The following is a 19,631-nucleotide window of genomic DNA, read 5'->3' on the forward strand; positions in this document are numbered from 1 at the left end:
TTGGAACCCGCCACGTTTACGGCGCGAAATTTGCTGGCCGGATTGCGCCAAGCAAATCGGCTGAACCGTTATTTCCTGTCCTGCCGGCTTTTGAGCAGGGCTTCGGTCAGCGTGATCTCGGAGAGCAGTGCCCGCATCGTGTGGTCATTGATTTCGCGGCTGCGGAACATGGCGCGCACCGCGGCGCGCTCCGCCTCGATGCCGGCGTGTCTCAACTCCAGCTCCAGCCGTCCTGCTTCGCGCGCCTCGGCGCGCGCTTCATCGGCTTCGTCGGAGGCCGCGATCCGGCGGCGATAGCCGGCAACGATGCTGTCTGCGACGGCAAGCCGGGCTTCGGCCAGTTCCCCCTCGCCGCCTTCATTGGCGAGACTTTCTATCCTGGTGATCGCCGCGTTGGCGGCCCCGACACGCGCCCGCCGCTCCTCGGCCGCGGCCGGATCCGCGCCCGGCTCGACCAGCCCGCGCGCGATCCTCGGCAAAGCAAGGCTGGCGATGACGAGCGAACAGATGATGACGCCGGCGGCGAGGAAGATCACCACGTCTCGCGCCGGAAAGGGCGAGCCGTCCTGTAGGGCGAGCGGCAGCGACAGGATGCCGGCGAGCGTGATCGCGCCGCGCACGCCTGCCACCGATCCGGCAAGCCTGACGCGGAAACCAAACGGTTCGGCCTTGCGCTGGCCCAACCGGGCGGCCATCCCCGCCGCCATGTCGCCGATCCAGATCCAGAGGAAGCGCAGGCCGACCAGGCAGAGCGTCAGGAGCAACACGGTCAGCGCCGGCTCGAACAGCCAGTGGCGGCTAGTGAGCTCCGGCGGAACCTTGCGGATGATGTCGGGCAACTGCAGGCCGAGCAGGATAAAGAGCGCACCGTTGAAGATGAAGGCCAGCGTCGACCACAACGACATCGCCTGAATGCGTGCCGAGACCGACAAAAAGCGGAAAATGCCAGAGGTCCCGGAGAGCAGGCCGGCCGTGACCGCCGCCAGGATGCCGGAGGCGCCGACATGCTCGGCGATGAGGTAGGCGACGAAGGGCAGCAGGATCATGACCAGCACCTGCGCCTCCGCCGGCGTGCCGCCGATGCGGCCGAGGATCTGCAATGCCTTGGCGGCGATGAACAGCGCCGCCACGCCGGCAAGAATGCCGGCGGCTACGGCATAGAGGAAGGTCAATGAAGCGGCGGCGAAGGAGAAGCTGCCAGTCAGCGCCGCCGCCGTCGCGAAGCGGAACATGACCAGGCCGGAGGCGTCGTTGAGCAGGGATTCGCCTTCCAGTATGTGCATCAGCCGCGCCGGAACGACGTTGCGGTCGACGATCGAGGACACAGCGACCGCATCGGTCGGCGACAGGACTGCGGCCAAAGCGAAGGCGACCACCAGCGGGATGCTGGGCACCAGCCAGTGCAATGCATAGCCGAAGCCGACGATGGTGAAGAAGACCAGTCCGATCGCGAGATCGAGGATCGGCCCGCGCAGCTCGATCAGCTCCCGCTTCGGCGCCGCGAAGGCATCGCCGAACAGAAGCGGCGGGATGAACACCAGAAGGAAGAGTTCCGGATCGATCTCGACGTGCAGGCCGCGCGCCGGCCATGCGAGCGCTGCGCCCATCGCGATCTGCAGCACCGGCAGAGGCACCCGCACCAGCCGCACCAGCGCGCCGGACAGCGCCACGAAAGCGAGCACGACGAGAATGAAGACGGCGACGTCCATGGTGCGATTCCGGCTACTCGCGCTTTGAGTCTCTCAAACCCGCTGCGCACCGACATGCAAACAAAAAAGCCGCTCCAAGAGCGGCTTTTTATGTTTAATATCATTCGCTTACAGCGCGGACGTGATCTGCAGCTCGCTGTTGCCGTCGAGGCCGTAGATGTCGTCGCGGAACTGCACGACGCCGGGTCCCGTCGACCACGCCGACAGATAGAGGAAGTGGACCGGCACCGGATTGACGACCTGCACCGGCGTGTTCTCGCCGGTCTTGATCGTCGCCTCGAAATGCTGGCGGTCCCAGCCGGGCGTGTCGCGCAGGATCCAGGTGACGAGATCGCGCACGTTCTGGACGCGCACGCAGCCGGAAGAGTCGAAGCGCATCAGCTTGCCGAACAGGCTCTGCTGCGGCGTGTCGTGCATGTAGACGCCATCGGGGCTGGGGAAGTTGATCTTGACCGAGGCCATGGCGTTGCCGGCGCCCGGATCCTGGCGGAACCGGTATTTCTCGGCATCGTCCGTCGACCAGTCGACGGTCATCGGGTCGACCTCGCTGCCATCCGGCGCGAACAGGCGGATATGGCTGTCCTTGAGGTAGTTGGGGTCCTTCCGCATCAGCGGGATGATGTCCTTGCGCACGATCGAGACCGGCGCGTTCCAGTACGGATTGACGATGATCTCGTTGATCTTGGAATTCACGATCGGCGTCTGGCGGTCGATCTTGCCGACGATCGCGGTGTGGCGAAGCACGACGCGGTCGTTCTCGACCGCTTCGATCTGCGCTGCCGGGATATCGACCAGCACATAGCGACTGCCCAGCGTGCCGGCCTTTTCCTTCAGACGCTGCAGATTGGTCTGCAACTGGCCAAGCCGGATCTGCGCCGAGACGTTCATCGCCGCATAGGTGTATTTGCCCATGGCGCCGTCGGCCGGCAGGCCGTGGCGGAGTTGGAAGCGCTTGACCGCCGAGTCGACATAGGAATCGAAGGCCGTCGAAATGCCGGCGCTCTGCGGCAGGTCACCCGAAATCATCAGCCGCTTGCGCAGCGGCACGACGTCCGGATCGTCGACGCCGAGCTGCAATTTCTTGGTCGCCGGAACCTGTTCCCAGCCGCCCTGGCCGACGATGTTCTGGTACTGCGCCACCGCCTGCTCGGTGAAGGCGACTGTCTGCTGGCTGAAGATCGGCAGCGTCGAAGCGACCTTGCTGGTGTTGTTGGCACGGGCATCGAACTGATCGTCCCAATTGCCGCGGGTCGAGGACTTCAGGATATCTCCGACCACATCCTGCGCGCTGGCATGGCCGGCGACGATGGCGGCGGCGAGCGCGGAGGCTCCGGTAAGGAAGAAACGGCGGCTGGTTCTCATGGCAGACATTCTTTGCTTAATCGCTCTCGCTCAATCGCATGCCGGGCAGCATTGTCCTCACTCTAGGGGTGGCAACTTAACAATTCGCCAACCATGACCCGCTTCACCGGCTGCCAGAAACGCGCTGCCGCAACGCAGGTTCCAAGGAGCGCAGGGCATCGGCCCGCAGCATCACCCACATTTCGCATTGCCCGCGATTATGGCGGCAACGTGGCCTTGGCCCGCGATTTGCTTGCGGCGATGCCATCAAAGAAAAGGGACCGATGCATTTTGGCATCGCAGCCGTTTCGGCAGGTCCGCTTACCCTTACTTCACCCGGTTCGGGCACAGGGCTTTGAATTGATCGATTGTATAGTCGTAGCCGGAGGCGCCCGAGCCATCGAGAACCACGTTCTCGTCCGTATCAGTGATCAGAAAGTCGGTTGCACTGCCGGCGGGGCTGCGTCCCTGGAAGAGCATGTTGGCGCCGTAAAAGTTCGTGAACTTGCCGGCCTTGCAGTCCGCGGTGATTTCCAGATGCAACGGCGTGTTCATTTCCCCGGCAATGCAATCCTCGGTCACCCTGCCGACATAGTCGCGGCAAAAGCCAATTGCGTTCTGCCTGGTGTGGTTGGTCAATATGCTGGCATGCGCTGTGCCGATGCCGGACTTTTTGACGATCGTGACCTCCATGCCCGCCCTGCTGCCATAGTAGAGCGTCTTGGCGCCGGCCGGCGAAGCGAGGATGAAAACGAAATCGCAAGCAGGACGTAGCGCATGAAGCTCTCCCCTTTGGCCGGAGAGCTTCCACGCGCTCTGCCCGGCGGTCAAGCGCCCCACTGTAGCCCGCATTCGCAGCTGCAGCCCCGCATCCGCAAAAGAAAAGGGCCGGCACCTTTCGGCACCAGCCCCTGCTCTTTGCCCCGGGTCACGCTTCTTCGGCGCGCTCGATATCTCAGATTTCGAATGCGCTCACATCCGGTAGGCGATGGTATCGTTCCAGAAGCGGTCGAGGCGCTGCAGGGCCCGATTCATCTGCTTGAACTCGTCGGTGTTGATGCCGCCGACCGCCTCGATCGAGCCGACATGGCGCTCGTAGAGGCCGGCGACGACGTCGGCCACCTCGTTGCCCTTCGGCGTCAGCGAGACGCGGACCGAGCGGCGATCGATGCGCGAGCGCTGGTGGTTGATGAAGCCGAGGTCGACCAGCTTCTTCAGGTTATAGGAAACATTCGAGCCGAGATAATAACCACGCGAGCGCAGCTCGCCGGCGGTCAGCTCCGAATTGCCGATGTTGAACAGCAGCAGCGCCTGGATGGCGTTGATGTCGGAGCGGCCGTTGCGGTCGAACTCGTCCTTGATCACGTCAAGCAGACGGCGATGCAGACGCTCCACCAGCTGCAGCGATTCCATGTACAGCGAACGGATCGCCTCGCGGCGGTCGTCGGATACGTTGGCGGTCTTCGCCGCCGGACGCGAATTGATCATTGTCTTTGCCTCTCGTTTGTCGCCCGGTGATTTTTTGTTCTTCACCTTGATCGCGACACTATCGAATACTCATAAAATTCGACTTAAACGCCAGGGCTAACAAGAGCTTACCGGTAAGAGGTTTCGAAAGAGGCTTAACGAACGGTCACGCGAGCAAGAACAATTAACCTAAAGATTTAGCCAACGGTTTTGGGGCAAATCGCTGCTCTCGAATCTAGGTCCCCGGAGCCATCTGGCAACCCAAAGCGAGTCGCCCTGAAGGCAGCCTCAGGCGATGCGCTTTGGGTGTTTGATCTGATGCATGTCGTTCTCCCGAAACCGCTGCCCACTTTCGGGCGACATGCATTACTGCCTGAGCCGGCGCTTCTGCAGCCAGATGACCACCCGGAAGATGATGTAGAGCAGCGCCACGCAGGCATGCGAGATGACGATCAGCAGCCGGTGGCCGAAGAGGTTGGGAAAGCCGGCATACATGACCGTCTCGGTCGCTGCGCAGATGAACCAGATCACCGGCCCCCAGGAGGCGAGCATCCAGAGGCCCGCAGCGGCGAAGGGAAAGAAGACGGCAAGCGTGGCCGCGGCGACCTGCCAGTGCACCGGCATCAGGTCGAAGCGCCAGAGCTCGCCCGGATAGATGCCGATCAGCCGGATCCAGTAGAGGATGCCGAAGAGCAGGCAATAGCCGGCAATCACGCGCTGGAACCAGGCAAAGATGACCTCGGTGGTCGAGGGCTGCAGCACCACGCGCCTGGAGGTCACCTCGCTCACAGATCGAGCTCCCCTGCCCCGAGCGGCGCGAAATAGGCGTCGACATCGGCGGCGCTCACCGCTTCGAGGCTTGCCGGGCGCCACTCCGGCTTCGAGCCCTTGTCGATGATGGCAGCGCGGATGCCTTCGTAGAAGTCGTGGCCGGCAAGCATCCGGTTGAGGATGCGGAACTCCATCTTCATGCACTCGTCCATCGACAGCGTCAGTCCGGCACTGATCTCGCGCCAGGCGACGTTGAGGCTGGTCGGCGAACGCGTCCTCATCGTCGCCAGCGTCTTGGCGGCGAAGACGTCGGTGGCGGCAGCGTCCTCGAGGCTGGCGACGATGCCGGCCAGCGAGGTTTTCGAAAAATGGCGGGCAATCGCTTCCAGATCCTGCCGCTCCGTCTCGCGCTTTGCCGGCGTGAAAAAGCCGCGCAGTTCCTCACCCGGATCTCCCGATGCCGCCAACTCGTCAAGCAGGCCGGCCTGGTCCTCGGCCTTGATGGTGTGCGTGGCGAGGCCCGACCACAGCGCATCGCCATGGCGTATGCGGTTTCCCGTCAGCGCCAGATACATGCCGAAGCTGCCGCCGAGATCGGGCAGCAAATGGCTGGCGCCGACATCCGGGAAGAAGCCAATGCCGACTTCAGGCATGGCGAACTGAGCGTTCTCCGTCAGCACGCGATGCGAGCCGTGGAAGGAGATGCCGACGCCGCCGCCCATCACGATGCCGTCGATCAAGGCGACATAGGGTTTCCTGAAGCGCGCGATGCGGGCGTTGAGGCGGTACTCGTCGGCGAAGAAGTCGACCGGCGGCTTGCCGGCGCGGCCGGCCTCGTAGATGTGCAGGATGTCGCCGCCGGCGGAAAACGCCCTGCCCTCGGCCTTGACGACGACAACGGCGACGCCGGCATCGCCCTCCCAGGCATCGAGCGCCTTGCCGAGCGCCCCGACCATGCGATGGGTGACGGCATTGAGCGCCTGCGGCCGCGTCAGCGTGACGACGCCCGCCTTGCCCAACCGCTCGAAGCGAATCTCGTCGCCTCCGCCAAAATCCATCACCGCAGAATCCTTCTCCCCGCCCTTCCAGGGGGACTGAAGTGCTAAGCGGCGACCGGGCGAACGTCAATTGTCGAGTGCCCTTTTGCGGCGGGCACTACCAGACGAAGGGGATGAGCGCGTTGGTTCGACGCGCATAGTCCGGGAATTCATCGGGAAACTGACGCGCCAGAAGCCGATCCTCGGCGCCGACGCGCCAGATGAAGATCGCCCCCAGCAGGACGAGGAGAAAGACGAATGGCCCGCCCACCACGATCGCCGAGCCGATGCATGCGAGCAGGCCGCCCGTATACATGGGATGGCGCAGCAAGCGGTATGGGCCGGACGTCACCAGCTCATGGTCCTGCTTGGCGGAAACGGTCTGGCTCCAGTTGCGGCCGAGAGTCTGCCGCGCCCAGACCAGCAGCGCCATGCCGGCAACCGCCAGAACGGCGCTGATGCTGCTCAGGACGGGGTTGACGGGTGCGAAATTGACGAAGGCAAACAATGGCAGGCGCGGCAGCAGGAAAGCCGCGATCATTGCAAACATCAGTCCGAAACTCTGCAGCAGATGCGGTTCCGTATCGCGTTTCACACCAATCGCCTGAACAGTCAGATAGACAATCAGCAGCAGCCAGGCGGCGTAGATGAACCAGATGAAGGCCATGCCTTTGCCCCAAGTTAGCCGGCAACCAGTTATGGCCGCCATCCGCGCCCGGTGCTAGAAATGGCCTCTTCGAACCAACCGGCAAGACATGTCAGGATTTTCTCGTCTCGCAGCCAGTTTTATCGGCCTGATCGCCATCTGCCTCGTCTCTCGCGTCGCCATGGCCGCGACGACCGCCGAGCTCTACCAGGCGCAGACCATCGTCACCGGCACCGGCGAGCCGAACCGGCAGATCGGCTTCAAGGATTGCCTGGACAAGGTGCTGGTCAAGGTCTCCGGCGACCAGCGGCTGACGCAGAAGCCGGAGATGCTGGCGCTGCGCGGCAAGGCGGCCGACTTCGTCCAATCCTTCCGCTACCACGACCGGCTGGAAGGCATTCCGGTCCATGACGAGCAAGGCACGCATGACAGGCCGCACGACCTCACCTGCCTCTACAAGCCCGCCGTGATCGACAAGCTCCTGGCGCAGCTCGGCAGCAAGCCTTGGCACGGCGAGCGGCCGACGCTCGCCGTCCTGCTCACGGCCGAGCAAGGCGTGAGGCATTTCGTGCTGACGGCCGACGAGGATCGCGGCAAGACGATGCGCGAGTCCTTCGGCAATGCCACCGCGCCGATGCTGATGCGCGTCACCTTTCCAAAGGCCGCTCAGCTTGCCGGGCTCAATGAAAAAGGGTTGCGGGCCGCCGAGATGGCAAAGCTCGACCGGCTTGCAAAGGGAACTGGCGCCAGCAAGACGCTAGCCGGCAGCATCGTGTGGAGCGACAAGGACCTCGGCTGGATCGCCGACTGGCGGCTGGCCGATCGCGGCAAGACCTATCAATGGCAAGTCCGCGGCGTCAGCTTCGACGAGGCCTTTCGCGTGGCCGTGAGGGGTGCGGCGCAAATTCTATCGGGGAATGGTCAGCCGTAACTATCGGAAACGTATGGCGGGACAGCGCCCCCTTGCCCTGCCGGACCACAAGGGGGCGATCGGCAGCTTCGACCTTGGCACAATCGTGTCGCATTGGTCAGCGGCAGGGCCGCGTGGTAGAAGCCGGAACCAAAAGAGAGTTTTGGCGATGAACAGATTCACCCCCGCGAAACCCGCAGGCACGCGCAGCGTCGACGAGATCACCGGCAGCCGGCGGCTCAGGCGCATGCGCAAGGCCGACTGGTCGCGCCGGCTGGTGCAGGAGAACCAGCTCTCGGTGAACGACCTGATCTGGCCGATCTTCGTCGTCGACGGCAAAAATGTGCGCGAACCGATCGCCGCCATGCCGGCCGTCTATCGCCTCTCCGTCGATCTCGCGGTCAAGGAGGCGGAGCGAGCCGCCAAGCTCGGCATCCCCGCTATCGCCACTTTCCCAAATGTCGAGCTTTCGCTGCGCGACGAGACCGGGTCGCACATCCTCGACCCGGAAAACATCATCAACCGCGCCACGCGCGCCATCAAGGACGCGGTGCCGGAGATCGGCATCATCACCGACGCCGCGCTCGATCCGTTCACCAGCCACGGCCATGACGGTATCTTGCGCGACGGCATCATCGTCAACGACCAGACGGTGGAGCAGGTGGCGGCGGCGGCCGTCATCCAGGCAGCGGCGGGCGCCGACATCATCGCGCCGTCCGACATGATGGACGGCCGCATCGGCGCAATCCGCGACGCGCTCGACGCCAACGGTTTTCAGGACGTGGCGATCATGTCCTACGCGACGAAATTCGCCTCTGCCTTCTACGGTCCCTATCGCGAGGCGGTGGGCACCGCCGGCCTCCTCAAGGGCGACAAGAAGACCTACTATATCGACCACGCCAATTCCGACGAAGCCGTACGCGAAGCCGAGCAGGACCTCGCCGAAGGCGCCGACATGCTGATGGTGAAGCCGGGTCTGCCCTATCTCGACATCATCCGCCGGCTGAAGGACGAACTGCAGATGCCCACCTTCGCTTACCAGGTGTCGGGCGAATATTCGATGATCAAGGCAGCGGCCGCCAATGGCTGGATCGACGGCGAGAAGGCGATGCTGGAATCGCTTCTCGCCTTAAAACGCGCCGGCTGCGACGGCATTCTCACCTATTTCGCGCCGACCGCGGCGGAGATGCTGAGGGGGTAGGCCCTCCTCCAATACCTTGCTGCATAACCGGGCGCCGGTTCGGCGGCGAGTTGGTTTTGCTCGCCCAGAAATTACTGCTTGCAATCCGCAATCGGTTCAGCTATCCCATAACCACTTGCAAATTACAACCGGTTCAGGAGGCGATGATGTCCAGGCTGTGTGTCAACGCTTTCACCTTGGCGCTCGACGGCTACGGCGCCGGTCCCGATCAAACTCTCGAAAACCCGCTCGGCGTCGGCGGCGAAGGTCTGCATAAGTGGCTGATCGACACCCGCACCTTTCGCGAGATGGTGATCGGCGTGGACGGCGGCACCACCGACATCGATGACAGCTTCGCCGCGCGCAGCTTCGAGAATGTCGGCGCCTGGATCCTCGGCCGCAACATGTTCGGGCCAATCCGCGGCGAATGGCCCGACGAGAACTGGAAAGGCTGGTGGGGCGACAACCCGCCCTACCACGTCCCGACCTTCGTGCTGACCCATTACGAGCGCGATCCAATAGTCATGGATGGCGGCACGACGTTCTATTTCGTCACCGACGGCATCCATTCGGCGCTCGAACAGGCGAAAGCGGCGGCAAACGGAAAGGATGTGCGCGTCGGCGGCGGCGTTTCCACCATCCGGCAATATCTCCAGGAGAAGCTGATCGACGAGATGCATCTCGCGATCTCGCCAATCCTGCTCGGCTCCGGCGAGCATCTTTTCGCAGGCCTCGATATGTTGAAGCTCGGCTACCGCTGCACCAGCCAGGTCGCGACGGCAGACGCCACGCATGTGACGATCGGGCGGGCGTAGGTAGCGCAATCTCCCCCCTTGTGGGGGAGATCGCAACTTCACTGCCTCAATACTTCTCCGGCACGTAGAGTTCGCGCGGCAGCACCTGGCGCTCGTATTGCGGGTTGAAGACGCGCTCGGGCAGCGTGATCTCCTCGTGCGGCACGTCCTCGTAAGGCAGTTGCTGCAAGAGATGGTCGATGCAGTTCAGCCGGGCGCGCTTCTTATCGTTGCCCTCGACGATGAACCAGGGGGCTTCCTTGATGTTGGTGCGGGCGAAGGTCTCCTCCTTGGCCTTGGTGTACTGCTCCCAGCGCACGCGCGACTGCAGGTCCATCGGCGAGAGCTTCCACTGCTTCATCGGATCGTGGATGCGCATCAGGAAGCGCATCTGCTGCTCCTCGTCGGTGATCGAGAACCAGTATTTCACCAGGGTGATGCCTGAACGGACCAGCATGCGCTCGAATTCCGGCACGTCGTGGAAGAATTCCTCGACCTGATGCTGGTCGGCGAAGCCCATGACGCGCTCGACGCCGGAGCGGTTGTACCAGGAGCGGTCGAACAGCACGATCTCGCCGCCAGCGGGGAGATGCGGCACGTAGCGCTGGAAATACCATTGCGACTTCTCGCGCTCGGTCGGCGCCGGCAAGGCCACGACACGGGCGATGCGCGGGTTGAGCCGCTGGGTGATGCGCTTGATGACGCCACCCTTGCCGGCGGAGTCGCGGCCCTCGAAGATCACCACCAGCTTCTTCTTGTGGTAGGCGACCCAGGACTGCAGCTTGATCAGTTCCGACTGCAGCCTGAGCAATTCGCGGAAATAGGTCATCCGCTCGATGGAGGGCGGATGCGACTTCTTATAAATCTTGGCGATCTCGAGCGAGAGCGCAGGTTCGGAAAGCTCGAGCTCATAATCTTCGTCGAGCGTGTCCTCGAGTTCGGCTTCGAGCCAGTCCTTCGCTCCGGAATTTGTTTTGAGTTCGTTCATCACATTGCTCCGCCTGCCTGTTAGCCGCCTTCGCTTCGGGTGCGCTCCAGCATGGCCGGGCATGCAACTCCGTAAGCCGACTGAGATACAGACCCGCAATGACGGTTTTATTGCAAGGGCTGGCCTATTCGATATCTGACCGGCCCGTATCGATGGCGGGGCGACAAGCCGCTCGAATTGTCCTACAAAATGCCCTCGCCTCTTTCCGGCGCACAGCCACGGCGCGCCTCTTCAAACAAAATCGCGAGGACCCCGACATGGAATACCGCACCCTTGGCCGTTCCGGCCTGAAGGTTTCGACATTGACGCTCGGCACGATGACCTTCGGCGGCACGGGCCCGTTCGCAGCCGTCGGCAATTCCGACCTGTCGGAGGCCAGGCGCATCATCGATACCTGCATCGACGCCGGCATCAACCTCATCGACACCGCAAACGTCTATTCGAACGGCCTGTCGGAGGAGATCGTCGGCGAGGCGCTCGGCGGCAAGCGTAAGAACGATGTGCTGATCGCCTCCAAGGCGCGCATGCGGATCGGCAGCGGTCCCAACGACGAAGGCCTGTCGCGCCATCATCTGATCCGCGAATGCGAGCGGAGCCTGAAGCGGCTGAGGACCGATGTCATCGACATCTATTTCCTGCACGAATGGGACGGCGTCACGCCACTGGAGGAGACGATCTCCGCGCTCGACACTTTGGTCGGCCAGGGCAAGGTCCGCTATGTCGGCTGCTCCAACTATTCGGGCTGGCAGGTGATGAAGGCGCTCTCGATCGCCGACAGCCACCATCAGCCGCGCTTCGTCACCCAGCAGATCCACTACACGCTGGAAGCGCGCGAGGCCGAGTATGAGTTGCTGCCGATCTCGGTCGACCAGGGCCTTGGCGTGCTGGTGTGGAGCCCGTTGGCGGGCGGCCTGCTTTCCGGCAAATACCGCCGCGACAACCCGACGGCGCGCCAGCTTGCCGGCTGGTCGGAGCCGCCGATCCGCGACGAGGACAGGCTGTGGCGGATCGTCGACCTGCTGGACGAGGTCGGCACGGCGCGCGGCGTTTCGGCGGCGCAGGTGGCGTTGGCCTGGCTGCTCGGCCGCCCAGCCGTTTCCTCGCTGGTGATCGGCGCCCGCAACGAAGCCCAGCTAAAGGACAATCTTGCCGCGGCAAGCCTGACGCTGTCCCTTGACGAGCGCCTTCGCCTCGACGCCGTCAGCCGGCCGCCGGTGCTTTACCCATACTGGCACCAGCAGTTCACCGCCAGGGACCGCTTCGGCCCGGCCGATCTGGTGCTCGACCGCAGCGATATCTGAGCGATTGCGCAACCTCCCAGCCCCAGGGCGGTTCAGCATTTGATAGGATCGCTGGTCCGCTCTAGCTGTCTGTTTTCGCAATTCCGGACGGAAACCGCCACGCACTTTCCTGGAATTGCCCTAAGGGCGCGGGTCAGCCCGCGATAAAACGCCAGACTTCCGGGTCTGCTTCGATCTGGCCGCTCAGCACGAAATATTTGTAGAGGACGAGCAACGAGACCGCCCGTTCGTCCCTTTCGTTGCTGAACCGGCGGCAATAGGCGTTGGCCGCTGTCGTAATGCGTTGGGCTTCTGCCGGATACTTCTCGAAATAGGCGATCTTGTCGGCGATATCCGAAAAATCCGGCGCCAGCGGCACGTAATGGACATTGGCTTCGAGCTCGGCTTCGGCAAACCAGGTTTCGTAGGTCGGAGGCGGCATCAGGCAGAGCGAATTCGAGCTCATGATCCATTTCAGGTTCGTCGCCACGTCGTTGCCTTCGAGCGAGACGATGTAGCGGAACTGCCGCTGCTGCGGGATCGTGAGATACGGCTTGCGGTAGTCCTCCGGCGCGCTCGGCTTGGGCGAGCCCGCATCGCACAATGGCACGTCGCGCACGGCATCGACGAACCGCTTGCGGATCGGATTGTTGAAATCGCCGCGCCAGACCGCCATCGGGCGCTTGTCGGCGAAGGACAGATTGTCCCTTGGCATGTTGAAATGGCGGAACTTGTCGAGCTTCATGATCACGGCGTTGCCGTTGCCGTCGCGGATCGGCCGGTCCTTGACGATTGCCGGTATCGCGGGCACGTCGACGACATCGCCGAATTCGAGATCGATGAGGAGGTCGCGATCGAAGTAGCGGGCAAACTCCTTCAGGTCATAATAGTACATGCTGCCGAACTTGGGTATTTGTCCGGCCGGGACAGCAGCCGGGCTCGGCACGAAGCTATGGTCAAGCCTGTTGTAGTAGTTGACGCGGTCGCGGACCGTTTTGCTGGAGAGCTTCGCCTGCTGCAGCCGGCCGGCCAGGCGCTGGCGAAAGAGAGCCTGCGGCAGCACATCGCGCGTGATGTTGCGAACGAAATAAAATACCCGCGCTGCGGTGCGTAAGGGCGAGGCCATGCGTCCGTCGTTTCAAAGATGTGCCGTCGCGCCTCCTACAGCATTGTGCCGAACATCTTGCAAGCCCGCGCAGCCCGATGGACTTGTGAGAGTCCTAATATTCGGCGATACGGCACGAGATCAGGCAGCGACGACGGCGAAGCCCCTGGCCCGCAGGCCGCGCCGGTCGTCATGCAGCGACGTCACCAGCCGGTCGCGGCTGCCCGCGATATGCACCGAGAGCAACCGCGCCGCGTCCTCGCCATCACCGGCCCGCACAGCTGCCAGGATGGCATGGTGCTCGGCCCAGGCACGGCCAAGGGCTTTCTCGTCGCGCACTTCCAGCCAACGGGCGCGAGACAGCCTGGTCATCGCGTCGCGCACGGCCCGCAACAGGAATTCATTGCCGGAAAGCCTGGCCAGCTCGATGTGAAAATCCATGCCGACACGGTGCCATTCCTCGCGCGGCGTGTCGGCGTCGCAGGAATCGAGCATCGCTGCGATCACCTCGACCCCGCTGCGATCCTCGAGGGAGGCCGTCAACCGCACCGCCGCCACTTCGACCGCCTCGCGATAGACGGCGATCTGGCCAAGCTCGGCAAGATTGATCGGCGCCACCGTCCAACCCCGGCCATCGCGGCCGATCAGCCCCTCGGTCTCGAGCCGCAGCAGAGCCGCCCTGACCGGGGTGCGCGAGGCGCCGAAGCGACCTTCGATCCAACGCTCGGTCAGCCGCTCGCCTGGGCCGATCTCGAGGCCGAGGATCATCTCGCGAAGCTGCCTTTCGACATTCTGCATCTGCGACATTGCCGTTCCGCTTTTCGGCGCCGCATTGACAGCGGCTGGGTTGAGGTTCATGACGGATACCGACTTGGTATCCCAAAATGGTATCCGGAACAATCCCGGATGGCCGGGCAGGCATGACATGGTGGACGACACTTCGGAACAGAGCGGCTACAACGTCCATTGGCGGCGCAATCTCGCCGTCTGCTTCGCCGGCTCGTTCAGCACGCTGATTGCCATGACGCTGCTGTTGCCCTTCCTGCCGCTTTATGTCGAGCAGTTGGGAGCCGTGGGGCATGCCGCGATCGTGCAGTGGTCGGGCATTGCCTATGGCGCCACCTTCTTCGCGGCGGCACTGGTCGCGCCGCTTTGGGGGCGGCTCGGCGACCGCTACGGCCGCAAGCTGATGCTGGTGCGCGCTTCGTTCGGCATGGCGATCTGCATGTCGCTGACCGGCATGGTGCAAAGCGTGTGGCAATTGGTGCTGCTTCGCCTGCTGATCGGCTTTGCCGGCGGCTACTCCTCGGGTTCGACAATATTGGTGGCGATGCAGACGCCCAAGGACCGCTCCGGGTGGGCGCTCGGCGTGCTGGCGGCCGGCATCACGGCGGGCTCTCTGGTCGGCCCGCTGCTCGGCGGTCTGCTGCCGCCCGTGATCGGCATCCGCGCCACCTTCCTGCTCTCGGGCGGCGTCATCTTCCTGGCCTTCCTGGCCACGACCTTCCTGATCAAGGAAAACCCGCCGGCACCCAAACCGGTCTGGGCGGCAAAGCCGAAGAGCGGCTGGTCGCAGATCCCCGACAAGCGCCCGGTGGTCGCGATGCTGACGACCGGCATGCTGCTCGCCTTCGCCACAATGTCGATCGAGCCGATCATCACCGTCTATGTGCAGCAGCTTGTCGAGGACCAGAGCAAGGTGACGATGGTCGCGGGCGTGGTGATGTCGGCGGCAGCACTCGGCACCATCCTGTCCTCCTCGTGGCTGGGCAAGCTCGCCGACCGCGTCGGCCATTGGAATGTCGTCGTCGGCGCTCTCGCGGTCTCGGCGCTGCTGCTCATCCCGCAGGCTTTCGTCAGCGACGGCCGGCAGCTGATCGGTCTGCGTTTCCTGATGGGCCTGGCGCTGGGCGGCCTGCTGCCCTGCATCACCAGCGTCATCCGCCACAACATCCCGGACGGCGTCGGCGGCAATGTGCTCGGTCTGTCGATCTCCGCGCAATATGTCGGCCAGGTCGCGGGACCGCTCGCCGGCGGCTTCGTCGGCGGTCATTTCGGAATGCGGGCGGTGTTTCTGGGCACCTGCGTGCTGATGGCGCTGGGTGCGGCCTATAACTGGATTGTCCAGTCGCGGCGGGCGCGGCATATGCTGCTCGAAGCCGGCGAATCCTGATCGGCGCCCACCCGAAGACGGAGCATCGAAATGAGCCTTGCCGGGCAGTCCTCAAATGGCGGCAGCCGTATCCTCGTGCTGGCGGGCGGCCTCGTCGGCGCCGCTGGGGTGGCGCTTTCGGCCGCCGCCGCGCATCGCGGCGGCGCCTTCACCGGCACGGCGGCGTCTTTCCTGTTGATGCATGCGCCGGTCTTCCTCGCCATCGGCCTTATCGGCGGCAACCGGTGTCTCAGGATCGCAAGCCTGCTGCTGCTCGTCGGCCTGTTGCTGTTCTCGAGCGATCTTCTGGCCCGGGATTTTCTCGGCTCGCGACTGTTTCCGATGTCGGCGCCGATCGGCGGCACCCTGCTTATCGCCGGCTGGCTGGCGATCGCGGGCTCGGCATTGTGGCGCCTGCACCCTCAGATCGGTTCATAGCGACGAGGTCCGGCGAACGAAGCGCGCCGGTGTCACCGGTGCTTCCGAAGCAGGTTGCGCCTGCGCATCGCCGGCTTCGCCGCGCGCTGCCGCTCCGGCCGGTCGATCGCCGGCGAGATGCCCCAATAGTTGCGATAGATGTCCTGGAAAAGGTGGCTGATCGGATGCATGACGGATCTCCATTTGTTGAATCGATTGAATCGATCCAATCGATCGACGCGAAAAAGACTGGCTGCTCAGGCGCGCTTGCGCTCCACGACGAAGCGCGCCTCACGCTTCCACGCGCTTGCCTTGCCACGGCGCCGTTCACTCAGCGCGCCCGAGGCAATGCCCCAATCGTTGCGATAGACGTCCTCGAACAGATAGTTGATCGGATGCATGACACCCTCCTTCCGCAATTTTTGCTCCAACTATTCAAATAGATTGGATCGATTCAATCATATGCATCACGTCATCGAAGTCAAGCAAAATTTGAATCGATCCAAGAAAAATGTTAGATGACCGGCAACCATTACGCGGTCATGTTCGTCCCGTGACCGGATTCGGAGGAACGACATGACATCACCCGTCGAAGGCCAGGCACGACCCATCCGGCTGGCCGACATCGCCAAGGCCGCCGGCGTCTCGCACGGCACGGCCTCCAATGTCTTCAGCCGCCCGGAGATCGTGCGCGCCGAGGTGCGCGAAAGGGTCAAGGCGGTGGCGGAGGCGATGGGTTATGCCGGCCCCGATCCCAAGGGGCGCCTGCTCCGCGCTGGCAAGGTCAACGCCATCGGCGTCGGCACGACCGAGCCTCTCTCCTATTTCTTCGAGGATCCCTTCGCCCGCGTCATGATGGCCGGCATCTCCGAAGCCTGCGACGCCACCGGCGCCGGCATCGCCCTGGTCTCGGCCGCCAACCAGGAAAAGCTCGCCTGGAACATCCAGAGCGCGCTCGTCGATGGCTTCATCCTGTTCTGTATCGAAGGCGGCTCGCGCCTGGTCGACCTGACGCGCGAGCGCAGGCTGCCCTTCGTGGCGCTGGAGCTCGGCTTTCATGATGAGACCATTTCGGCGATCGGCGTCGACAACGTCGCCGGCGGGCGGCTCGCCGCGCGCCATCTCGCCGAGCTCGGCCATCGTCGCTTCGCGGTTCTGTCGCTGACCCTCGGCGAGGACCGCACCGGCTTCGTGACGCCGGAAATGGTCCGCTCAGCGGTCTATACGGGAACACGCGATCGCCTCGCCGGCTATTTCGAGGAGCTGTCCCGCTTCGGCGTCGACACGACAAAGATCCCGATCTTCGAAACCGAGAACGAGGAAAAGAGCACCAGGGCGGGCCTCGAAGCGATCTTTTTCGGCGGCGAGCAGCCGACCGCCATCCTGGCGATGTCGGACAGGATGGCCCTGATCGCCATCGAATGGCTGACCGCGCGAGGCCTCAAAGTGCCGGAGGACGTCTCCATCGTCGGCTTCGACGGCGTGCCGGACGCCGCTCTCTGCGAACCGCCGCTGACCACCATCGCCCAGCCGATCACCGAGATCGGCCGGCGGGCGGCGCGCATGATCCTCGACTTCGACGGCACGGTGCGGCGCGAGACGATGGGCGTCGAGCTCATCGTCAGGGCCTCGACCGGCCCCGCGCCGAACGCCTGAGCGGAATCAATACCCGCCTGCCCTCGCCGGCACCGGCTGTGGGCCGAACGCGGCGCGCGCGGCTTCCTCGCGCGCCGGCTTGGCGCGGGCCGGGCCGAGACCGGCGAGCCATTCGAGATAGAGCGCCAGCGCGAACTGCATGGCGATGCCGGCGGCGATCAACAGCGTGTCATAGGCCAGGCCGCCCGGATTGATGAGTTTCAGCACCTGGGCCGCCATGGCGATCACCGTGCCGGCTATGAACACCGGCAGCGAACGCTTGCCGAGGATCGCCAGCGGATTGTCGGGCCTGACGCGGAAGAGATTCGACACGGCCGGCAGGGCGACGATCAGGTAGCTGACCGCCAGGATGTGCAGCAGCCGCGGCAGCGACAGGAAGGTCTTATCGAAGCCGCCGATCACCACCGGCAGGTTGAACCAGGTGATCTGCCCCCAGAGCGGGCTGTGCACCCAGATCGCGGCGCCGATCACATAGACCAAGGCAAAGCCCACCAGCCAGCGGTTGAGCGGAATCTCCCCGCCGCGCCTGACGTGGAGCATGGCGGCGAGGCCGATGTTGAACAGGAACTGCCAGGACAGCGGGTTGAGGAACCAGAGACCCGGCTCCGGATAGTTCGGCGGCGCGATCTGCCAGACCCCGGCAACCAGCCACAGCAGACCGGACACAATCAGCGCAGCCACCGGTCGGTAGCTGACGAACAGAACGAAGGCCGGCGCCGCCAGCAGCAGCGCGGCATAGACCGGCAGGATGTTGTTGTAGCCGAGCTGATGGCCGAGCGTGACGATGCCGAGCAGCACTTCCGGCGTGTTCTTCATCAGCGGCTCGATGTTGATCATTTTCAACAGCTCCGGCCGATGGGCAAACATCGCCGCGGCGCAGAACAGGGCGATCACAGCCATGGTGATGACGATATGGGTGACATAGAGCACGCCGGCGCGCCGCCACATCTTCAGGGTCGCCAGCAGCCTGCCGCCGGGCTTGAACTTGGTGCCATAGGCAAGCGCCACCGAGATGCCGGAGATCAAAACGAAAGCCTCGGCCGCATCGGAAAAGCCGAGGTTCTTGTAGGTCAGGTTCTCGAAGACGGTGCCCGGCACATGGTCGACGAAAATGGTGAGCAGCGCGAGCGCGCGCAGCACGTCGATACGCGTGTCGCGATCTTTGATACGCGCATCGCGATCATGGATATGCGCGTCGCGATCATTGATACGCATGTCGCGCTCAGAAACGGGGATGGTCATCGACAAAAGGCCTCAGAGCTGGTGTTTCATCTCCAGCAATGCGACCCCCGACGCACCGCTTCGATTCCTCCCGTCGGGAGTCTATCGGCGCAGAAACGGTCTGAAATGCGCCCGGTTCAATCAACTTTCGCGGAGCTTGAAAACATTCCGTTTTGAAGCCGGCAAATCAGCGAAATCACCATGAAATCAACAGGATGTGATCATGTCCGAACATGTCAACAAAAACAGCGTGCTGCACGATGATCTGCCTTTTTCCTACCGCTTGATGAAACCGGCAAATGACAGCGGCGAATGCCTTTTCGTTCTGCACGGATCGGGGGTGGACGAAACGACGCTGGCGCCGCTGGCAAGGCAGATCGCGCCGCGCGCGGTGCTTGTCGCGGCACGCGGCCGCATCCGCCAGGAGGACGGTTTCCGCTGGTTCGAGCGAATCACGCCGACCAGTTTCGAGCAGTCGAGCATCTGCGCCGAGACGGCTGCCTTCGCCCAATTCGCAACTGAAGCCGCGCAACGCCACGGGCTCGATCTCTCACGCTCGACTTTCCTCGGTTATTCGAACGGCGCCAATCTGGTTTCCACGCTCATGCTGCTTCATCCCGGGCTGGTGCGGCAGGCTGCATTGCTGAGAGCGATGCCGGTGCTCGACGACGCGCCGGCGACCGATCTCGCCGGAACGCGGGTGCTGATCATCGCCGGCGCGGCAGACCAGACCTATGGGCCCTTCGCGCCGGCCCTGGTGACGCTGCTGAGCGAGCGCGGCTCCGAGGTCGATGCGCGCATCGTCGCGTCGGGCCATGAATTCGGTCATGCCGACGCCGCGATCGCACGGCAGTGGCTTGCCGGGTCTGCGCCGGCTGGCCGCAGCGCGCTTCCATCGCCCGGTGCTGAAGGGTAGCGCATCTCACAGATCGGCAGGGCGTGCCGCTCCATTGTCAT

The 19,631-nt window shown here is 63.7% G+C and carries 21 protein-coding genes; 8 read left to right on the forward strand and 13 right to left on the reverse strand.

The genetic code is table 11. The annotated features are described in order from the left end of the window. Positions 1-68: 68 nt before the first annotated feature. The 7 genes from EN874_RS04810 to EN874_RS04840 form a co-directional block, all read right to left on the reverse strand. Positions 69-1,709 (reverse strand): Na+/H+ antiporter, encoded by a 1,641-nt coding sequence (locus EN874_RS04810; protein WP_127424239.1) that lies wholly within the window; start codon positions 1,707-1,709, stop codon positions 69-71. A gap of 108 nt (positions 1,710-1,817) precedes the next feature. Then, positions 1,818-3,071: a L,D-transpeptidase family protein gene (locus EN874_RS04815; protein ID WP_127424240.1), complete on the reverse strand. Its 1,254-nt coding sequence runs from the start codon at positions 3,069-3,071 to the stop codon at positions 1,818-1,820. 306 nt (positions 3,072-3,377) lie between these two features. Next, on the reverse strand, positions 3,378-3,881 hold the full coding sequence (locus EN874_RS04820; RefSeq protein WP_245513453.1) for a hypothetical protein: 504 nt from the start codon (positions 3,879-3,881) through the stop codon (positions 3,378-3,380). Positions 3,882-4,022: 141 nt separating this feature from the next. Further along, a complete protein-coding gene (locus tag EN874_RS04825; RefSeq protein ID WP_040983294.1) occupies positions 4,023-4,538 on the reverse strand; it encodes a MarR family winged helix-turn-helix transcriptional regulator in 516 nt (171 codons plus the stop codon). A gap of 345 nt (positions 4,539-4,883) precedes the next feature. Next, positions 4,884-5,306, reverse strand: a complete 423-nt coding sequence (locus tag EN874_RS04830; RefSeq protein ID WP_126084252.1) for a DUF6163 family protein — start codon at positions 5,304-5,306, stop codon at positions 4,884-4,886. Continuing rightward, positions 5,303-6,346, reverse strand: a complete 1,044-nt coding sequence (locus EN874_RS04835; RefSeq protein WP_127424241.1) for an enoyl-CoA hydratase/isomerase family protein — start codon at positions 6,344-6,346, stop codon at positions 5,303-5,305. The genes EN874_RS04830 and EN874_RS04835 overlap by 4 nt, the downstream gene beginning before the upstream one ends. 97 nt (positions 6,347-6,443) lie before the next feature. Further along, positions 6,444-6,992, reverse strand: coding sequence for an isoprenylcysteine carboxylmethyltransferase family protein (locus EN874_RS04840; protein WP_127424242.1), 549 nt, complete (start codon positions 6,990-6,992; stop codon positions 6,444-6,446). Positions 6,993-7,080: 88 nt separating this feature from the next. Between EN874_RS04840 and EN874_RS04845 the strand changes: the two genes are divergently transcribed. The 3 genes from EN874_RS04845 to EN874_RS04855 all read left to right on the forward strand — a co-directional run bounded on the left by EN874_RS04845 (position 7,081) and on the right by EN874_RS04855 (position 9,876). Next, on the forward strand, positions 7,081-7,902 hold the full coding sequence (locus EN874_RS04845) for a DUF2066 domain-containing protein (protein ID WP_127424243.1): 822 nt from the start codon (positions 7,081-7,083) through the stop codon (positions 7,900-7,902). Between the two features lie 148 nt (positions 7,903-8,050). Beyond that, the gene (hemB, locus tag EN874_RS04850; RefSeq protein ID WP_127424244.1) at positions 8,051-9,082 is read left to right on the forward strand and encodes a porphobilinogen synthase; all 1,032 of its coding nucleotides are present in this window, start codon (positions 8,051-8,053) and stop codon (positions 9,080-9,082) included. Between the two features lie 146 nt (positions 9,083-9,228). After that, positions 9,229-9,876: a dihydrofolate reductase family protein gene (locus EN874_RS04855; RefSeq protein WP_127424245.1), complete on the forward strand. Its 648-nt coding sequence runs from the start codon at positions 9,229-9,231 to the stop codon at positions 9,874-9,876. Positions 9,877-9,922: 46 nt separating this feature from the next. On the opposite strand, the gene ppk2 is transcribed toward EN874_RS04855, so the two are convergent. After that, complete coding sequence (gene ppk2 / locus EN874_RS04860; RefSeq protein ID WP_127424246.1) at positions 9,923-10,843, reverse strand: polyphosphate kinase 2; 921 nt, start codon at positions 10,841-10,843, stop codon at positions 9,923-9,925. 257 nt (positions 10,844-11,100) lie between these two features. Here ppk2 and EN874_RS04865 point away from each other — a divergent pair, with 257 nt between their 5' ends. Next, positions 11,101-12,144: an aldo/keto reductase gene (locus EN874_RS04865; RefSeq protein WP_127424247.1), complete on the forward strand. Its 1,044-nt coding sequence runs from the start codon at positions 11,101-11,103 to the stop codon at positions 12,142-12,144. Between the two features lie 133 nt (positions 12,145-12,277). On the opposite strand, the gene EN874_RS04870 is transcribed toward EN874_RS04865, so the two are convergent. Continuing rightward, entirely contained in the window at positions 12,278-13,249 is a 972-nt protein-coding gene (locus EN874_RS04870; RefSeq protein WP_127424248.1) for a glycosyl transferase family 90, read from the reverse strand. Positions 13,250-13,369: 120 nt separating this feature from the next. Next, positions 13,370-14,035 (reverse strand): GntR family transcriptional regulator, encoded by a 666-nt coding sequence (locus EN874_RS04875; RefSeq protein ID WP_127424249.1) that lies wholly within the window; start codon positions 14,033-14,035, stop codon positions 13,370-13,372. A 118-nt stretch (positions 14,036-14,153) separates the two neighbouring features. Here EN874_RS04875 and EN874_RS04880 point away from each other — a divergent pair, with 118 nt between their 5' ends. Together EN874_RS04880 and EN874_RS04885 are read left to right on the forward strand one after the other, a co-directional pair. Beyond that, positions 14,154-15,401 (forward strand): MFS transporter, encoded by a 1,248-nt coding sequence (locus tag EN874_RS04880; RefSeq protein ID WP_127424250.1) that lies wholly within the window; start codon positions 14,154-14,156, stop codon positions 15,399-15,401. Positions 15,402-15,431: 30 nt separating this feature from the next. Next, positions 15,432-15,818, forward strand: a complete 387-nt coding sequence (locus EN874_RS04885; RefSeq protein ID WP_127424251.1) for a DUF423 domain-containing protein — start codon at positions 15,432-15,434, stop codon at positions 15,816-15,818. 32 nt (positions 15,819-15,850) lie between these two features. On the opposite strand, the gene EN874_RS33580 is transcribed toward EN874_RS04885, so the two are convergent. Beyond that, positions 15,851-15,988, reverse strand: a complete 138-nt coding sequence (locus tag EN874_RS33580) for a hypothetical protein (RefSeq protein WP_168247353.1) — start codon at positions 15,986-15,988, stop codon at positions 15,851-15,853. Between the two features lie 66 nt (positions 15,989-16,054). Beyond that, on the reverse strand, positions 16,055-16,198 hold the full coding sequence (locus tag EN874_RS33585; RefSeq protein ID WP_168247354.1) for a hypothetical protein: 144 nt from the start codon (positions 16,196-16,198) through the stop codon (positions 16,055-16,057). A gap of 175 nt (positions 16,199-16,373) precedes the next feature. Between EN874_RS33585 and EN874_RS04890 the strand changes: the two genes are divergently transcribed. After that, the gene (locus EN874_RS04890; protein WP_127424252.1) at positions 16,374-17,453 is read left to right on the forward strand and encodes a substrate-binding domain-containing protein; all 1,080 of its coding nucleotides are present in this window, start codon (positions 16,374-16,376) and stop codon (positions 17,451-17,453) included. 6 nt (positions 17,454-17,459) lie between these two features. Here EN874_RS04890 and opgC read toward each other — a convergent pair whose 3' ends face one another. Further along, on the reverse strand, positions 17,460-18,668 hold the full coding sequence (gene opgC / locus EN874_RS04895) for an OpgC domain-containing protein (protein ID WP_245513454.1): 1,209 nt from the start codon (positions 18,666-18,668) through the stop codon (positions 17,460-17,462). Positions 18,669-18,897: 229 nt separating this feature from the next. Between opgC and EN874_RS04900 the strand changes: the two genes are divergently transcribed. Further along, a complete protein-coding gene (locus EN874_RS04900; protein ID WP_127424254.1) occupies positions 18,898-19,590 on the forward strand; it encodes an alpha/beta hydrolase in 693 nt (230 codons plus the stop codon). Positions 19,591-19,631: the final 41 nt, after the last annotated feature.

Origin of the sequence: Mesorhizobium sp. M1D.F.Ca.ET.231.01.1.1 (genome assembly GCF_003999155.2) — a bacterium.
GTDB lineage: Bacteria > Pseudomonadota > Alphaproteobacteria > Rhizobiales > Rhizobiaceae > Mesorhizobium.